This window comes from bacterium SCSIO 12643 (assembly GCA_024398135.1).
Taxonomy (GTDB): Bacteria; Bacteroidota; Bacteroidia; order Flavobacteriales_G; family Salibacteraceae; genus CAJXZP01.
This window is the reverse complement of the sequence record CP073750.1, coordinates 399,141-414,328: the sequence shown is the minus strand read 5'-3', so window position 1 is coordinate 414,328 and position 15,188 is coordinate 399,141. Positions and strand designations below refer to the sequence as shown.

The 15,188-nt window shown below is 35.7% G+C and carries 17 protein-coding genes; 12 read left to right on the top strand and 5 right to left on the bottom strand.

What is annotated here, in order from left to right; translation table 11 throughout:
- Nucleotide 1 precedes the first annotated feature (1 nt).
- Complete coding sequence (smpB, locus tag KFE94_01775; protein UTW66868.1) at nucleotides 2–454, bottom strand: SsrA-binding protein SmpB; 453 nt, start codon at nucleotides 452–454, stop codon at nucleotides 2–4.
- A gap of 2 nt (nucleotides 455–456) precedes the next feature.
- On the bottom strand, nucleotides 457–1,122 hold the full coding sequence (locus KFE94_01770) for a metal-dependent transcriptional regulator (GenBank protein UTW66867.1): 666 nt from the start codon (nucleotides 1,120–1,122) through the stop codon (nucleotides 457–459).
- Nucleotides 1,123–1,310: 188 nt separating this feature from the next.
- Between KFE94_01770 and KFE94_01765 the strand changes: the two genes are divergently transcribed.
- From KFE94_01765 to KFE94_01715, 11 genes are all read left to right on the top strand, one after another.
- The gene (locus KFE94_01765) at nucleotides 1,311–1,610 is read left to right on the top strand and encodes a YtxH domain-containing protein (GenBank protein UTW66866.1); all 300 of its coding nucleotides are present in this window, start codon (nucleotides 1,311–1,313) and stop codon (nucleotides 1,608–1,610) included.
- A gap of 68 nt (nucleotides 1,611–1,678) precedes the next feature.
- Nucleotides 1,679–2,095, top strand: coding sequence for a phage holin family protein (locus KFE94_01760; protein UTW66865.1), 417 nt, complete (start codon nucleotides 1,679–1,681; stop codon nucleotides 2,093–2,095).
- Nucleotides 2,092–2,337 (top strand): hypothetical protein, encoded by a 246-nt coding sequence (locus KFE94_01755; GenBank protein UTW66864.1) that lies wholly within the window; start codon nucleotides 2,092–2,094, stop codon nucleotides 2,335–2,337. Before KFE94_01760 ends, KFE94_01755 begins: the two co-directional genes overlap by 4 nt.
- Nucleotides 2,338–2,361: 24 nt before the next feature.
- Nucleotides 2,362–2,904, top strand: a complete 543-nt coding sequence (locus KFE94_01750) for a Crp/Fnr family transcriptional regulator (protein UTW66863.1) — start codon at nucleotides 2,362–2,364, stop codon at nucleotides 2,902–2,904.
- A 56-nt stretch (nucleotides 2,905–2,960) separates the two neighbouring features.
- Nucleotides 2,961–3,545 (top strand): DinB family protein, encoded by a 585-nt coding sequence (locus tag KFE94_01745; GenBank protein ID UTW66862.1) that lies wholly within the window; start codon nucleotides 2,961–2,963, stop codon nucleotides 3,543–3,545.
- Between the two features lie 55 nt (nucleotides 3,546–3,600).
- Complete coding sequence (locus tag KFE94_01740) at nucleotides 3,601–4,059, top strand: GNAT family N-acetyltransferase (protein ID UTW66861.1); 459 nt, start codon at nucleotides 3,601–3,603, stop codon at nucleotides 4,057–4,059.
- A 4-nt stretch (nucleotides 4,060–4,063) separates the two neighbouring features.
- Nucleotides 4,064–4,297, top strand: coding sequence for a hypothetical protein (locus tag KFE94_01735; protein ID UTW66860.1), 234 nt, complete (start codon nucleotides 4,064–4,066; stop codon nucleotides 4,295–4,297).
- Nucleotides 4,298–4,310: 13 nt separating this feature from the next.
- A complete protein-coding gene (locus tag KFE94_01730; protein UTW66859.1) occupies nucleotides 4,311–4,937 on the top strand; it encodes a hypothetical protein in 627 nt (208 codons plus the stop codon).
- A gap of 81 nt (nucleotides 4,938–5,018) precedes the next feature.
- A complete protein-coding gene (locus tag KFE94_01725; GenBank protein UTW66858.1) occupies nucleotides 5,019–5,474 on the top strand; it encodes an effector binding domain-containing protein in 456 nt (151 codons plus the stop codon).
- A 166-nt stretch (nucleotides 5,475–5,640) separates the two neighbouring features.
- Nucleotides 5,641–8,055, top strand: a complete 2,415-nt coding sequence (gene priA, locus KFE94_01720; GenBank protein ID UTW68191.1) for a primosomal protein N' — start codon at nucleotides 5,641–5,643, stop codon at nucleotides 8,053–8,055.
- A 226-nt stretch (nucleotides 8,056–8,281) separates the two neighbouring features.
- On the top strand, nucleotides 8,282–8,761 hold the full coding sequence (locus tag KFE94_01715; GenBank protein UTW66857.1) for a hypothetical protein: 480 nt from the start codon (nucleotides 8,282–8,284) through the stop codon (nucleotides 8,759–8,761).
- Between the two features lie 150 nt (nucleotides 8,762–8,911).
- Here KFE94_01715 and KFE94_01710 read toward each other — a convergent pair whose 3' ends face one another.
- Together KFE94_01710 and KFE94_01705 are read right to left on the bottom strand one after the other, a co-directional pair.
- On the bottom strand, nucleotides 8,912–9,832 hold the full coding sequence (locus tag KFE94_01710) for a D-glycero-beta-D-manno-heptose-7-phosphate kinase (GenBank protein UTW68190.1): 921 nt from the start codon (nucleotides 9,830–9,832) through the stop codon (nucleotides 8,912–8,914).
- Between the two features lie 72 nt (nucleotides 9,833–9,904).
- The gene (locus KFE94_01705) at nucleotides 9,905–11,101 is read right to left on the bottom strand and encodes a pyridoxal phosphate-dependent aminotransferase (protein ID UTW66856.1); all 1,197 of its coding nucleotides are present in this window, start codon (nucleotides 11,099–11,101) and stop codon (nucleotides 9,905–9,907) included.
- A 141-nt stretch (nucleotides 11,102–11,242) separates the two neighbouring features.
- On the opposite strand from KFE94_01705, the gene KFE94_01700 reads away from it, so the two are divergent.
- Nucleotides 11,243–11,749: a GNAT family N-acetyltransferase gene (locus KFE94_01700; GenBank protein UTW66855.1), complete on the top strand. Its 507-nt coding sequence runs from the start codon at nucleotides 11,243–11,245 to the stop codon at nucleotides 11,747–11,749.
- On the opposite strand, the gene KFE94_01695 is transcribed toward KFE94_01700, so the two are convergent.
- Nucleotides 11,746–15,045 carry an SBBP repeat-containing protein gene (locus tag KFE94_01695; protein ID UTW66854.1) on the bottom strand — a complete coding sequence of 1,100 codons (3,300 nt, stop codon included), beginning with the start codon at nucleotides 15,043–15,045 and terminating at the stop codon, nucleotides 11,746–11,748. The genes KFE94_01700 and KFE94_01695 overlap by 4 nt on opposite strands.
- Nucleotides 15,046–15,188 lie beyond the last annotated feature (143 nt).

The following is a 15,188-nucleotide window of genomic DNA, read 5'->3' as shown; positions in this document are numbered from 1 at the left end:
TCTAGCGCCTGTTCATCGCGCGGTCCATATCTCTTTTACTATCCGCTTGTTTTAAAGACTCTCTTTTATCAAAGAGTTTCTTTCCTTTCGCTAGTGCGATATTGAGTTTTGCATAGCCGCTTTCAGAAATAAATAGTCGTGTTGGAACGATGGTTAACCCCTGATCTTTAAGTTTCTTTTCAAGTCGTTTAAGCTCCAGTTTATTGAGTAATAACTTTCTTGTTCGTGTTGGAACATGATTTACAAAGCCACCCTTATCATATTCTGAAATATGCATATGATAAATAAACAATTCACTACGATCAAATCGGCAATATGCCTCCATAATGCTGGCTTTGCCTTGTCGAATTGATTTGATTTCGGTGCCTTGTAAAACAATACCACACGTAAAGGTTTCCAGAAATTCATATTCGTGTGAAGCCTTTTTATTTTTAATCACAATATCGTTCGACATGTTTAGCGCGAAAGTTTTTTGATATAAATATTTTGAGCTACGATATTTGAAATCGTGAGGTTATTACTGGAACCCACTAATACATCTATAGAATTATCATAGTCATTGATATCCTTAACCCCAACAGATTGGCCCAAAGTCAAACCGGATTTTACCAAATAGTTTAAGAAATCCGGAGATGTATCTTTTAAGCCTACAATTAATCCGAATTGATTTAATCCTAACGTAGCTATGGTTACATCCTGATGGTATTCCATACGTCCTTTCGAATCCGGAATTGGATCTCCATGAGGATCATGCTTGGGGAAGCCTAAGAATTCGTCTAGTTTATCAATAAGCTCAATACTTTTTACATGCTCTAATTCCTCTGCAATATCATGAACTTCGCTCCAGCCAAACCCTAATTTCTTAACCAGGAAAGTTTCCCAAATTCTATGCTTACGAACCAGAATCACAGCGGTTTGTAATCCTTCATCGGTAAATTGAACTCCTTGATAAGGTTTGTAAACAATCATGTTTTTTGACGATAACCTTTTTAGCATATCTGTTACAGTAGGAGCCTTAGTTTTTATTTTTTCAGCTATTTCATTTGTAGAGGCAGTACCTTTATTGTTTTCGATAAGTGAAAAAATAGTTTTAAGATAATTTTCTTCTGTATGTGATAACATGATTTTCGAAATTTGAGCATACAAATTTATTTAAAAAGCTGGGTGAGGTTTGACTCAGATGTTATTTTATCTACAACATAATGTTGTTTTATGATTCTTTAAACAAATAGTAAAATATGGATAGGAACATTGGTTCGTATTAAATCGTAAATTTGTGTGTAATTAAAAAATAACCGACCATGAATGATATGAGTAAATTATTAGTAACCCTTACTGCAGGATTTGCAGCAGGTGTTGTAGCAGGAGTTTTGTTTGCACCAGAAATGGGAGAGAAAACAAGAGAAAATATTAAAAATAAAGCTTCAGAGTTGGGTGATGAGTTGGATAAGCACTATCAAACGGAGATCGAAAAACTAAAAGCAAAAGTATCTGAACTCACTGACGAGTTGAAGACTAAAGTGGAAGAGTCGGGAATAAAAGACAAAGCAGCTGATGTAAAATCCAGGTTAGAGGATGCTACAGAAGCGTTAAAAGAGAATATGGCTTAATAACTCTGAGTATTTTTCAGGAGTAAATTCATTTTGATCAATGAAGATCAGTGATTTAAATTATTCGTATGTCATTTCTTAAAATATCGGAGTCCATAAAAGATGCTGCCAACAAGATTATTGATTTGGTAAATGCCCATTTGGACTATTATCAAATCGTTGCATTTGATAAGCTGGTGTTCTTACTATCTAAATCGATTTCATCAGCGATAGCGGGATTTACTGTATTTATGGTCATCTTTTTTGGCTCGTTTGCATTGGCTGAGTTTTTAGGTGAACTGTTGGCACATATTTCAATTGGTTATTTAATTGTGGCTGTGTTATATGGCATTGGTGGTTGGATTTTGTGGCGAAACAGAGTACAATGGATTTTAAATCCAATTATTGCAGCGCTAACTGAAGCAGTAGAAGAAACTGCACATGATTTAGGATTAGATTCATCGGATGATGAAAAAAATGAAACATCAAAACCGGATGCGATATGATGAAGCGAAGAGTTAAACTGATTTCTGAGATTAAGTCCGTGGAAGACCTGAATCGTTTGAAATTGGAAAAGAAATATGAAATGCAGTTAAAGCAATTAGAGTTTAAAGCCAGTTTGATTCAAGTGCAAATGAATCTTCAACCTGAAAGCATTAAAGAGACTTTTAGAGAGGAAGGAAAATCATTGGGTCAAAGGCTGGCAATGAAATACCTACCTGCATTTTTATTGCGATTTATGAAATAAATCACCCACCTGAATTCATGATTTATGGATCTATTTGCTGAGCTTAAATTAAGAATAGATCAGTATCCTATTGATATCTGGGAGAAAGACATTACGGTCTTACGAAATGGATATTTAAAAGTACCAGGAACCAAAGACACCAACGTTTACTTTATTGAGGAAGGAAGTCTAAGAATTATCTTAGAACGAGAAGAAGAGGAAATCACATTTCGGTTTGCTTATAATGGAAATTTTATTTCAGCCTTAGATTCTTATATCTCTGAAAAGCCATCTGATTTTGGGATAAAGGCGATCAAAAAGAGTAAAGTTCGTGTGATTAAAAAATCAAATTTTGTACAGTTTTTAGAAAGTAATTCTGCGCATCAAAAATTATGGCAGGACCTGATGAATGGTGTAATACTGGATCAGGGAGAACGAGAACTGGATTTGTTGACATCATCTCCCAAAGAACGTTATTTAAGGGTCTTGAAACGTAACCCTAAATTGTTTCAAATTGTTCCGGGGAAATATATTGCATCGTATTTACGGATGACTCCTGAAACATTTACACGCTTAAAAAAATCTTGATCTCAATCAAGATTTAAAGATTTTCGATTCGCGTACTTTGTTTGAAAATAAATCAAATGAAGATATCGAATAAAGCGCTGATCAATGAATTACAGGAAGGGTTAGAAGAATGTGTGCAAAGTGTGAAGCAGTTAACACAATTGGATCCTGAAATTTTAATGTGGAAAGAAAACCCGGATAGCTGGAATGCTTTGGAATGTATTGAGCATTTAAATATGTATGGAGACTTCTATATTCCTGAAATTCGAAAAAGAATTCAATCTGTAACTCCTGGGAACAATCCCGAAAGTTTGAACTTTAAATATAGTTGGTGGGGTAATTATTTTGCAAACGCAGTAGCTCCAAGACCTGAAGCTGAGTTGAATAAAATGAATGCGTTTAAAAAGTTAAATCCGATATCTAAACCTTTGGATATTTCCGTCTTGGATAAGTTTTTAAAGCAACAGGATGAATTAAAAGAGTTATTGAATCAGGCAGAGAAAATTGATTTAAATAAAGTTAGAACTGATTCAACTATACCTATGGTTAGATTAAGATTAGGAGATACCATTCGAGTTGAAATACTTCACAACCAAAGGCATGTGCGTCAGGCATGTCGAACAGTAAAGCGACTCAAAGAATATCAACTTCAGGTACATTAAAAAACTGTACTTTAGACGAATCAAAGTATAATACGTGAATACGAATTCGTCAAAAATGACCATAGAAGAATTACAAGACCCTAAGGACGCTCCATTTGATTTGCTGGAATTGGCAGATCCATCTCGCAGACAGATTGAATTGTACTTAAAACAAGGTAGGTGTTTTGTTTTAAAGTTGGAAAACCAAATTGCAGGAGTACTTGTATTAAGTGAATTAACCCCCGAAAAGTTGGAGGTAAAAAATGTGGCAATTTCAGAAGTTCACCAGGGTAAGGGATATGGGAAAAAAATGTTGATGCTTGCAAAGGAGGTTGCATTGGATTCCGGATATCAAAAACTGATGATTGCTACAGGGAATTCAAGTATTGGACAACTGGCGTTGTATCAAAAAATGGGATTTGAGATGGTTGAAATTGTAAAAGATCATTTTATCAAAAATTATCCTGAGCCGATATACGAGAATGGGATTCAATGTAAACATCAGGTCGTTTTAGAAATGAAATTAAAAATTTAACCCTATGAAAGTATATTCCAAATGCACGGAATGTAAAGAAGAAATAGCTTTTTCAACATATCTTTTTGTTTACCCACTGCTATATAAAACCAATAACCCATATGGAATATATGTGACTTCCGGTTCATTATTGTTTCCAGGAGTTGTTTATGCATTACTCAAGAAACAAGATAGTGATCGAGTAAGTAAATTTAACAGACATAATTTGAAAGGAAGAGTTCATAATATAGGTCGTTAAATATCTTTGGAGAATGGGTATAAAAGATAGATTGGCATCATCACAAAATAGAAAAGATGAACAACCTAATATTGAATTGGCTTTGGATATCATTGCTACAAAAAATGAAAAATCCATAGCAGAGTTAGTTGAATTATTGGGGAGCAGCAAAGCTGTCCAAAATGATAGTATCAAAGTACTCTATGAAGTTGGAGTATTGGAGCCTCAATTAATTGAGCCACATTGGAACGTCTTTCTTCAGGCATTACAAACTAAAAATAACAGATTACAGTGGGGGGCAATGACTGCTTTAAATCAGATTGTGAGATTAAATCCTGAGGTGATATATAAACATCTGGATATCATAATGGAGACCGTTGATAAAGGTTCGGTCATCACACGAGATCAAGCCGTGTATCTGCTCATTTATTTAGCAGGTTTGGAACCGTATAAAGTTGAGGCGTATGAATTGTTACGAGAGCAACTGTTAAGTTGTCCAACAAATCAATTACCTATGTATGCCGAAAAAGCATTAAAAGTTGTTGATGTGCACAATAAATCTGGCTTTACGCAAACTTTGGAATCCAGATTACCTGAAGTAGAAAAAGAGAGTAAGAAGAAGCGTATTCTGAAAGTCCTGGATAAAGTGTCTAAACTATGATCATATTTTTGATAAGAGAATAGACGTCTGACATCATGTGTCATAAGTGCGATGTTCTTTTGAGAAATCAAAAATTAAAAAATGGAAATACAAGACATTCAAGAATTCCACATTATTGGAATCTCAGTGAGAACAACCAATGCAAATGGACAAGGAGCTAAAGACATTGGTGCACTATGGAATAGATTTATTGGTGAAGGAATAGCCGAGAAAATTCCAAATAAATCAGGATTTGATATTTATTCTGTGTATACCGAATATGAGGGGGATTATACTTTGCCTTATACGACCATCTTAGGATGTAAAGTCAACAGTGTTGATGAAGTCCCGGAGGGAATGGTTGCGCATAAAGTAGTAAAAGGAACCTATCAACCTTTTGTTGCGAAAGGAAATCTAAACGAAGGGGTGGTTGTTGCAGAATGGCAAAAGATCTGGAACTCAGATTTAGATCGTAAATACACCTCCGATTTTGAAATCTACGGAGCAAAAGCCCAAAACCCGGAAAATGCAGAGGTAGATATTTACATTGCTGTCTAATAGGAGTTTATCCTACATCAAATCAATAGGGTGGAATTTGGTTCAAAAAAATCCTTAAACGAATAGTGAAGAAATCCTTTGAAGCCATCATCTTTGTCAGACAAGACAAGATTTGCTGTTTCAAGAAACATATATAGATGTGATCCTGCCATTAGGTATTCCGAATATGTATACCTATCGGTTGCCAGAAGAATGGGTGGATCAGGTGGGGTTAGGTCATCGTGTAATTGTGCAATTTGGTAAATCTAAATTGTATAGTGCAATTGTGTATCAAATTCATCATGATGCTCCCCAAAAGTATGTGGCAAAGGATATTCACATGGTTTTGGATGAGAAACCAGTGGTGAGAGAAACTCAACTAAAGTTTTGGGACTGGATTCGATCCTATTATTTATGTCACCCAGGAGATGTGATGAGTGCTGCTTTGCCAAGTGGACTCAAGTTAAGCAGTGAGACTCAGGTTTTATTGCAATCAGATTCTCAAATTAATACTTCAACATTAAGTGATGATGCATACTTAATTTACGAAGCATTGGAAATCAATCAGGTTTTGTCTCTGGACGAAATCTCAAAAATATTAGATCGTAAAACGATTTATCCGGTGATTAAGACCATGTTGGAGCAAAATGTCATTGTGGTGTTGGAGGAAATCAAGTCTAAATTTAAACCCAAAAAGGATAAATATGTAAAGCTGAATTCCGAATATCAGGAAGAGGAAGTGCTGCGCGCTTTGTTTGATAAACTGGGTAAAGCACCGAAGCAACTGGCGATTTTGATGAAATATATCGAGTTGAGTCAAATGTTTAGTGAGAAAGAATCAGCTGTAAAGCAAAAAGTACTCTTAGAATCGAGTCAGGCATCTTCGGCACAACTTAAGTCCTTGGTTGAAAAAGGGATATTTACTGTGGATGAGGTCATTGTTGGGAGATTAGGTCAGTATTCCAAATCGGAATCTCATCAGGTGACGTTAAATCCTGATCAGGAAAAAGCGCTGCATTCCATAAAAGCTCAGTTTGAAAGTAAGGACACGGTTTTATTGCATGGGGTGACTTCCTCGGGAAAAACAGAGGTATATGTGAAGCTCATAGAATCGGTTTTGGCAAAGAAGCAAAAGGTGCTTTATCTGTTACCCGAAATTGCACTGACTACCCAAATAATTAATCGATTACGAAAATATTTTGGAGATAAGGTTGGTGTATACCACTCTCGATTTAATCAAAGTGAGCGCGTAGAGATATGGAATAAACAATTAAGCTCTGACTGTTACGATATTGTATTAGGAGCACGTTCGTCTATATTTTTACCATTTGACAATCTCGGATTAATCATAATCGATGAAGAGCATGATTCAAGTTTCAAACAATATGAACCTGCTCCAAGATATCATGCGCGTGATTCAGCAGTAGTACTGGCGCATATGTTTGGTGCAAAAGTATTGATGGGTTCTGCTACTCCTGCTGTTGAAACTATGCATAATGCAGAGACAGGAAAGTATGGTTTGGTGACTTTATCGAAAAGACATGGGGGAGTGAAGATGCCAAGAATCGAAATCGCTGATTTGGCATATGCGCATAAAAAGAAGCAGATGCAAGGGCATTTTTCCATGCAGTTGATGGAAAGTATTCAACAAGCCCTGGAGAAAAAGGAGCAGGTGATTTTGTTTCAAAACAGGCGTGGATTTTCACCTTATATCATATGTAAATCTTGTGGATGGACTCCGTATTGTAATCGTTGCGATGTTGGTTTAACCTATCATAAATATTTGCATCGATTAAAATGTCACTACTGTGGTTTCGAAAGTCATGTCGTCAAAAAGTGTGAAGCCTGTGGTTCGCATGAGGTAGAGTTAAGTGGGTTTGGTACGGAAAAAATTGAGGAGGATATTTCGTTGATGTTTCCGGATGCCAGAGTAGGACGTATGGATTTGGAAACCACACGTTCGAAAAATGCGTATCAGAGAATTATTTCTGAATTTGAAGATCATAATATTGATATTCTGGTAGGAACCCAAATGGTGACTAAAGGTCTGGATTTTGAAAATGTGAGTTTGGTAGGGGTGTTAAATGCGGATCAATCGTTAAACTTCCAGGATTTTCGTGCGCATGAAAGAAGTTATCAGTTGATGTCTCAGGTTGCAGGTCGTGCAGGAAGGAGTTCCAAACAAGGGTTGGTGATTATTCAAACTTTCCAACCAAAACATCCCATTATACAACAGGTCGTACAGAATAACTATGAAGGGATGTATACAAGAGAGTTAAATCTGCGAAAAGAGTATATGTATCCACCGTATTTTAAATTATTGAAATTGGTGATGAAGCACGCTAACAGAGATAAGTTGGTAGATGCTGCTACGATATTGGGTGAGATTCTGAATCAAACATTTGGTTCGCGGATTCTGGGACCGGAATTTCCGGGAATTCCTCGAATTAGAAATAAATACATCAATCACCTTTATATTAAGATTGAACAAGAAGCTTCGATTAAGAAAGCCAAATCTATTTTGCAATCCAAGATTTTAGATTTCAGACAAAACAAAGAGTTTGGATCTGTACAGGTTTTTATTGATGTTGATCCGTATTAGTGCAGTTAGACGCTTTTTTCGGTATTAAAAAAGGATTTAAAAATGCATATCATCTAAAATTTTGATGCATTTCAAATTGCACTATTGCATTTCACATACCCCATATTGTAATTCAAATTATTCATAAGGTAGCTCGTATATAAAGTTATTTCAGGCCTTGTATTTACGTGGTACGTTTGTTTCAACAAATCAAACTAAACCATTTAAAATTATTAATAAATACAAGATGAAAACAAGTAAACTAAAATTCAAATTCGTACTTACAGGCCTTACAATGGTAATGCTTTTATTAGGAGTACAGTCCTGGGCTTCAGAATCAGATTTTGATGGCAAGAAAGGAGAAAAAGCAGCACCGCTTGCTACAATGAATGTAGAGGTTGTAGATGTAAACGGTGATGTAAAATTTACAGATGTAGTGACTTCAACGGATCCAACATTAGACTATAATTTGGAAGAATTACCATATGGAGAATACACTGTTCGTGTAAAGAAAGGTGATCAGGTCATCAATACCACAACAATGTCTAATATGCCGGTATCTCAAGATGTAATTACTGTAATCGTTGTTGATGCAAAAGGAAACCAGGTATATTCTTCAAAAGATTCTAGCGAGATGTATAATCTGGAAGCAATGCCTAAAGGAGAGTATACAGTAAACGTATATCGCGGTAATCAATTAATCAACACCAATAAATTAAGTCAATAAGTCAGGATTGATAGTAATGCGGGTTGGGAAAATACCCCTTTTTTCCAACCCGCCTGATTTTACAAAATATTTAAGAATCTCGTAGCAGGGTAAAGAAAAGAACTAGTTTCACCGGGAGGTGGAACTTTTTCTATTTATACCCTTTTTGTTTTACGAAAGTCTTAAAGCTTCGTTCTTTAAATGTTCTCCATCAATTGGAACTACCCCTACTTTTTCGCACACCAGGCCTCCTGCCAGATTTGCCAATTTTGTAGAGAATACCGCATCCATACCTGCAGCTAAACTCAGCGAAGCTACTGATATCACTGTATCACCGGCTCCTGAAACATCTGCAATATTTCTGACGTGTGCAGGAATAATTTCACCATGTTCACCATCACTAATAAACATTCCTAATTCAGAGAGGGTAACCAAAGCATTTTCGCAATTTAAAATCTCTTTGAGCGTATTCACCCCGGTTTTCAAATTGATTAGATTAACCGGCTCAACATAAATATTTAAACCTTCTCTGAGCTCTTTTAAGTTGGGCTTAAATAAAGTCACATTCTCATAGGCATTGAAGTTCCTTTTTTTAGGGTCAACAGTGGTTGGAATATTCATTTCATTTGCTTTAGCCACAACCGCCTGAATTAATTCGGGTGTGATGAGACCTTTATCGTAATCTTCAAAAATGACCACATCAATTTTAGATTCGTCCATGATTTTTAGAATCTTAGTGGTCATTTGTTCAGTAACACTTCTATTTAAGTTGGTTGAATCTTCCTCGTCAATGCGAAGCATTTGCTGATGCTGACTAATCACCCGAGTTTTTACGGTAGTTGGTCTGAAATCATCTTTTAGAACTCCAATGGTATCTAATTCATTTTGGTTCATCAGATCAAAAAAGTGATTGGCATTTTGATCATCGCCTACTACACAACAAAGAATGGGATGTGCTCCTAGTGCTTTGATGTTTAATGCAACATTGGCCGCTCCGCCCAATCGATTTTCCTTTTGATTTACTGAAACCACCGGAACTGGAGCTTCAGGCGAAATTCGATCAACGGACCCAAACAAATAGGAGTCGATCATTACGTCACCGATAACCAGTGCGTTAAGATTAGGAAATATATCAAAAACTCTGTTTACTAAATGCGGATTCACTTATTGTAATTTATCTAATGCAGTTTTTATTCTTTTTGCAGCTTCAATGATGATCTCATCACTAGTGGCATAACTCAACCGGATACATTCCGGATTTCCAAAAGCATCTCCTGTTACGGTAGCCACACGTGCTTCATCCAAAATATACATGGATAAATCCGATGCATTCTGAATATGATAATCTTTATATTTCTTCCCAAAGAAACTGCTGATATTAGGGAAGATGTAAAACGCCCCTTGAGGAACATTTAATTGAATTCCTTCAATTTGGCTTAAGGCATCAATGATAATTCCACGTCTTTTCAAGAATGTAGCTTGCATTTCTTTAGTGACTTCCGGATCAGCTTCAACAGCTGCTTTGGCTGCCATTTGCGCAATGGTATTTGCACCAGATGTAAATTGTCCCTGGATTTTAGCTGCTGCTTTTACAATCCATTCCGGAGCTCCGATATAGCCTAATCTCCAACCTGTCATGGCAAAGCCTTTGGCTACACCATTTACGGTAATTACACGATCTTTAATTTTTTCAATCGTTCCAATACTGGCGTGTTTTCCCGAGAAATTGATGTGTTCATATATTTCGTCAGAAATGATATAAAAGTCTTCTTTTTCCGCTGCAACATCCGCCAAGGCTTCTAATTCTTCTTTGGTATACACGCTTCCACTTGGGTTGCAAGGGGAACTGAAGATCATTAAACGTGTATTTTCTGATAGATGCGCTTTAAGTTGTTCAGGAGTAATTTTAAAGTTGCTCTCAATAGTCGTTGGAATGATTATCGGTTTTGCCTCTGCAACTTCCGCCATTGCGTGATAACTTACCCAATATGGCGCTGGAAGTAGAATTTCTTCTCCTGGATTTACCAGACTCAAAACAACATTCATTAATGATTGTTTTGCTCCGGTGGAAATGATAATATTTTCGGGACCATAATCCAGATTGTTATCTCTTTTGAATTTACGTGCAATCGCTTCCCTAACTTCCAAATATCCGGTAACCGGAGGATAATGCGTATAGTTATTGCGAATAGCGTCATATGCAGCTTCTTTGATAAAGTCCGGTGTATCAAAATCAGGTTCACCTAAACTTAAGCTGATGATATCAATTCCTTGAGCACGAAGTTCTCTCCCTTTTGCTGCCATAGCAAGTGTTTGAGATTCGCTAAGGTTCAGAATGCGGTTCGATATATGTTTACTCATATTCTAAATATAGATCGTTTCAAAAGTATAATAGATTGGGGTTATACAAAGGTGTAAGACGTGTTTTTGTCTTGTGTATTTTATAGACTGATATTTAGATTTTCAATTTGATATAAATTTGGGTTCTTAATACAATTACAGATGGACTTTCAACTTAGAGCCTGGCAAGAGTCAGATGCTGAAAACCTGGCACATTTTGCAAACAATAAAAAGATCGCAAATAACCTTACAAATAAATTTCCGCACCCATATACATTGGAAAATGCCAAAGCATTTATTCAAATGGCGATGAGTTATCAGCCGACACAAATTTTTACAATCGATGTCGATGGTAATGCAGTAGGTGGAATAGGAGTTCATGATCATAATGATGTATATGCTAAAAATATGGAATTAGGGTATTGGTTGGCTGAACCTTATTGGGGAAATGGAATCATTACCAAAGCCATCCAGCAGATTGTTTCGTATGCATTTGAAACATTTGATATTACCAGAATATATGCAAGACCATATGGTCCGAATTTAGCATCACAACGTGTTTTAGAAAAAGCAGGCTTCACTCTGGAAGCCAGATTGGAAAAAACGTTTTTTAAGAATGGAGTCTTTTTAGATGAACTGATTTATGCGGTGAGGAAAGAATCTAATTAAAGTTTAAACACAGGATATCTGTAGATAGATTCATCAATAATAATTTCAATATAGTATGTTCCGGTAGCTAAATGAGTTAAATCTAAGCTATAATTCAATTGTCGTATATCTGACTGTTTATACATTAATTGATGTCCAACTTGATCCAACAATCGAATTTTTGAAGTGCTGAAACTCCCTTTGATACTTATGAAAATAGCATCTTTGGTTGGATTGGGGTAGACTGATATGTCTCCAATTGACCTATTTTGTTCTATACCAACATTAATAAATGTGAAACAGGAAGAAGTATCGGTACAATTGTTTTGGGTGACTTCTACGGCATATTGACCGCTATTTTCTATTTGATATGAGGAATTGGTTTGATTGGGGATATATGCATTTGTATTACAGTTAACCCATTGGAAACTAGCGTTTGTGGCCTGGGCGTCAAGTGTTAATCCATTTCTTATAACCGAGGTATCTACTGGAATAATGGTTAAGTCTAGTACTAAAATGCTATCGCAACCTTGAGCGTTTGCGAGTGTATGCTTTACATTACTGGTACTAGTGGTATAAGTTACTCCATTGATCCACGTATAGTTCTGGCAGGCAGTGATGATATCGGTACTATTATTAGAATGATGGATTGTTAGATTTAATGTCACTACGGAATCACAACCTAAACTATTAATTAAAGTATGGGTTGCTGTTGTATTATTTGAAGTGTACGTTATTCCATCAATCCATGTATAATTATCACATGCAACAATAGTATCAATTGAAGAAGAAGGATAATTTATAGTTAAATCCAAATAGACGATACTGTCGCATCCGTTAGAGTTTACAAAAAGCATAGAATCTATAACGTTATTTGACGTATAGTTTGTTCCATTAATCCATGTATAACTACCACAAGCTGAAATTATATCGGTAATGCTATCAGATTGATTGATGATAAGATTTAACGTGATGATGCTGTCGCAACCGTTACTATTTGTAAGTGTATGTGTAGCGGTATTGTTGTTGGAGTAGTAGGTAATTCCATCTATCCAGGTATATGAATCACATGATGTAATGGTTTCAGTTGTTTGATCCGAATTATGGATCGTTAGGTCAAGTGTGATAATGGAATCACATCCCAAACTATTGGTAATTGTATGAACAGCTGTATTATTACTCAAGGTATAAGTGATTCCATCTAACCAGGTAAAACTGTCGCATGCGGTGATGTAATCCATAGAATTGGTTGAATGATTTAATGTTAAATCCAGGATAATTGTTGAATCGCAACCATGACTGTTCGTTAGCGTGTGGCTAGCAGAATTATTGCTCAAGTAATAGGTATTCCCATCAATCCAATTGAAACTATCACATGCGGTAACGGTATAGGTGGTTGAATCTGATAATATCGTAAGATTCAAACTTACAATGGAGTCACAGCCATTGGAAGCTACATTAGCAAACGTATAAGTTGCGGTATTATTTGAGGTATAATATGTGATCCCATCTATCCATACTAATGAGTCACACTGCATTTGAATGTCTGTTGAGGCGGCGTTATTTAAAATGGTTAAATCTAAATAAATCACAGAATCACACCCCTGACTATTTGTTAATGTATGCGTGGCGGTATTATTATTTGAAGAATAAGAATTTCCATCAATCCAAGTATAATTTCCGCAAGCGGTGATTGTTTGAGTATCAGATGATGGTTGATATAAAGTAAGATTTAGAGTAACCACAGAATCACATCCTGCGTTGTTGGCCAGAATAGTGGTAGCAGTATTATTATTTGCGGTATAGGTCACTCCATTGATCCAGGTATAACTATTACAAGCAGTTTGATGGTCAATACTAGATGTAGAAACGCATGGTTTTAATTTTTGAATAAAATAATCCGAGTTACCTTGATTGGAAATACTGAAAGTATCTGCATTGGGATCAAAATCCATGTTTGCTGAAAAATAACCTGTAGTATAAATCTGATTATTTGCTGTTGAGATAATAGCATTGGGTAAATCATTGAAAGTACTTCCCATCGTTTTTACCCAAATTAAGTTTCCATTGGCATCTAACTTTTGAATATAAATATCAAAATCATAGATTCCAGATGTACTTCTTGAGATCACACCTGAGTTTGGGTCTAAGTCACATGTACTGGAATACACACCAGAACAAATAATATCTCCATTAGGTTTTACAGTAATAGATCTTGCTACATCATTGGAAACCCCTCCAATGGTTTTTACCCAAATAAAGTTACCAAGTGTATCAAGCTTGAGTACAAATGCATCGTATTCCCCCTGGGAACTGATCATTTGTGTTCCAGAATTTGGATCAAAATCAACCAGATTAGAAAAAAGACCTGCAGAGTAAACATATCCATTTGTATCTAACGAAATACTCATTCCCATATCAATATAACTTCCCCCCATTGTCTTTACCCAAATTAAATCTCCTGAAGAATTTAATTTTTGAATGACAATATCCGCATCTCCATTTGAAATTTTGTTGGTAACCCCAACTCCGGGATCAAAATCAACGGTATCTGCAAAATAACCGGTCAGATAAATATTATGGAATCTATCCAATATCATATCATTGTCTTTATCCACATGAATACTTCCTCTTCGTTTGGCCCAAACAAAATTTCCAAGCGTATCCAGTTTTAAGATAAAAGCATCTGATTGACCGTATGAAGTAAAACTGGAGACACCTAATCCAGGGTCTAAATCTATTATTCCTCCAAATTCACCAGATACATATATGTTTCCTGTGTGATCCAAACATATATTTTCACCGCTGGAATATGCTCCTTCTGTACTTTTTACCCAAATAAAATCACCAGATGAATTGAGTTTTAGAATAAACATATCCGGCCCTCCTGTAGAAATTACATTATAGACACCAACTCCAGGATCAAAGTCAATAGTGTCGTTGAAGTATCCGGTCACATAAACATAACCTGAATCATCTGTAGCAATTGAATTAGCCCTATCATTGTAACCATTTCCGATATGTTTAGCCCATACCAAATTTCCGAATGAATCCAGTTTTTGTATAAAAATATCGTCATTGCCATATGCAGTATATAAAACTGAATTAACTCCAGGGTCAAAATCAACATTTGTATTGAAGTATCCGGTCACATAAACATAACCTGAATCATCAATGGTCATATCTTGACTAACATCATATGACGTACCACCAAATCCATGTGCCCAATCCAAAGACATATCCTGAGCATATAGATGTTGAATAAAAAAGAATACTGAAATGAGAATAAATTTCAGGAAAAAATCTGGGGATTTCATGTATAGCTTTTTGAAAATGGATTTGAATATTTAGATCGTAAATATATTATGATTAAGTAGATATAAAAAAGTGAACTTTTTGATAAGAATAATATTTGCTTAAGATCCTAAATGGATTCGAATGAATTAACTTTAAATTCTAT

Bases quoted from the DNA above. Each gene is read 5' to 3' on its own strand.
- KFE94_01760 (UTW66865.1), top strand. From the start codon at position 1,679: ATGTCATTTCTTAAAATATCGGAGTCCATAAAAGATGCTGCCAACAAG.
- KFE94_01750 (UTW66863.1), top strand. From the start codon at position 2,362: ATGGATCTATTTGCTGAGCTTAAATTAAGAATAGATCAGTATCCTATT.
- KFE94_01735 (UTW66860.1), top strand. From the start codon at position 4,064: ATGAAAGTATATTCCAAATGCACGGAATGTAAAGAAGAAATAGCTTTT.
- KFE94_01705 (UTW66856.1), bottom strand. From the start codon at position 11,101: ATGAGTAAACATATATCGAACCGCATTCTGAACCTTAGCGAATCTCAA.
- KFE94_01755 (UTW66864.1), top strand. From the start codon at position 2,092: ATGATGAAGCGAAGAGTTAAACTGATTTCTGAGATTAAGTCCGTGGAA.
- priA (UTW68191.1), top strand. From the start codon at position 5,641: ATGTATACCTATCGGTTGCCAGAAGAATGGGTGGATCAGGTGGGGTTA.
- KFE94_01700 (UTW66855.1), top strand. From the start codon at position 11,243: ATGGACTTTCAACTTAGAGCCTGGCAAGAGTCAGATGCTGAAAACCTG.
- KFE94_01715 (UTW66857.1), top strand. From the start codon at position 8,282: ATGAAAACAAGTAAACTAAAATTCAAATTCGTACTTACAGGCCTTACA.
- KFE94_01730 (UTW66859.1), top strand. From the start codon at position 4,311: ATGGGTATAAAAGATAGATTGGCATCATCACAAAATAGAAAAGATGAA.
- smpB (UTW66868.1), bottom strand. From the start codon at position 454: ATGTCGAACGATATTGTGATTAAAAATAAAAAGGCTTCACACGAATAT.
- KFE94_01740 (UTW66861.1), top strand. From the start codon at position 3,601: ATGACCATAGAAGAATTACAAGACCCTAAGGACGCTCCATTTGATTTG.
- KFE94_01770 (UTW66867.1), bottom strand. From the start codon at position 1,122: ATGTTATCACATACAGAAGAAAATTATCTTAAAACTATTTTTTCACTT.
- KFE94_01695 (UTW66854.1), bottom strand. From the start codon at position 15,045: ATGAAATCCCCAGATTTTTTCCTGAAATTTATTCTCATTTCAGTATTC.
- KFE94_01725 (UTW66858.1), top strand. From the start codon at position 5,019: ATGGAAATACAAGACATTCAAGAATTCCACATTATTGGAATCTCAGTG.
- KFE94_01710 (UTW68190.1), bottom strand. From the start codon at position 9,832: ATGATCGACTCCTATTTGTTTGGGTCCGTTGATCGAATTTCGCCTGAA.
- KFE94_01765 (UTW66866.1), top strand. From the start codon at position 1,311: ATGAGTAAATTATTAGTAACCCTTACTGCAGGATTTGCAGCAGGTGTT.
- KFE94_01745 (UTW66862.1), top strand. From the start codon at position 2,961: ATGAAGATATCGAATAAAGCGCTGATCAATGAATTACAGGAAGGGTTA.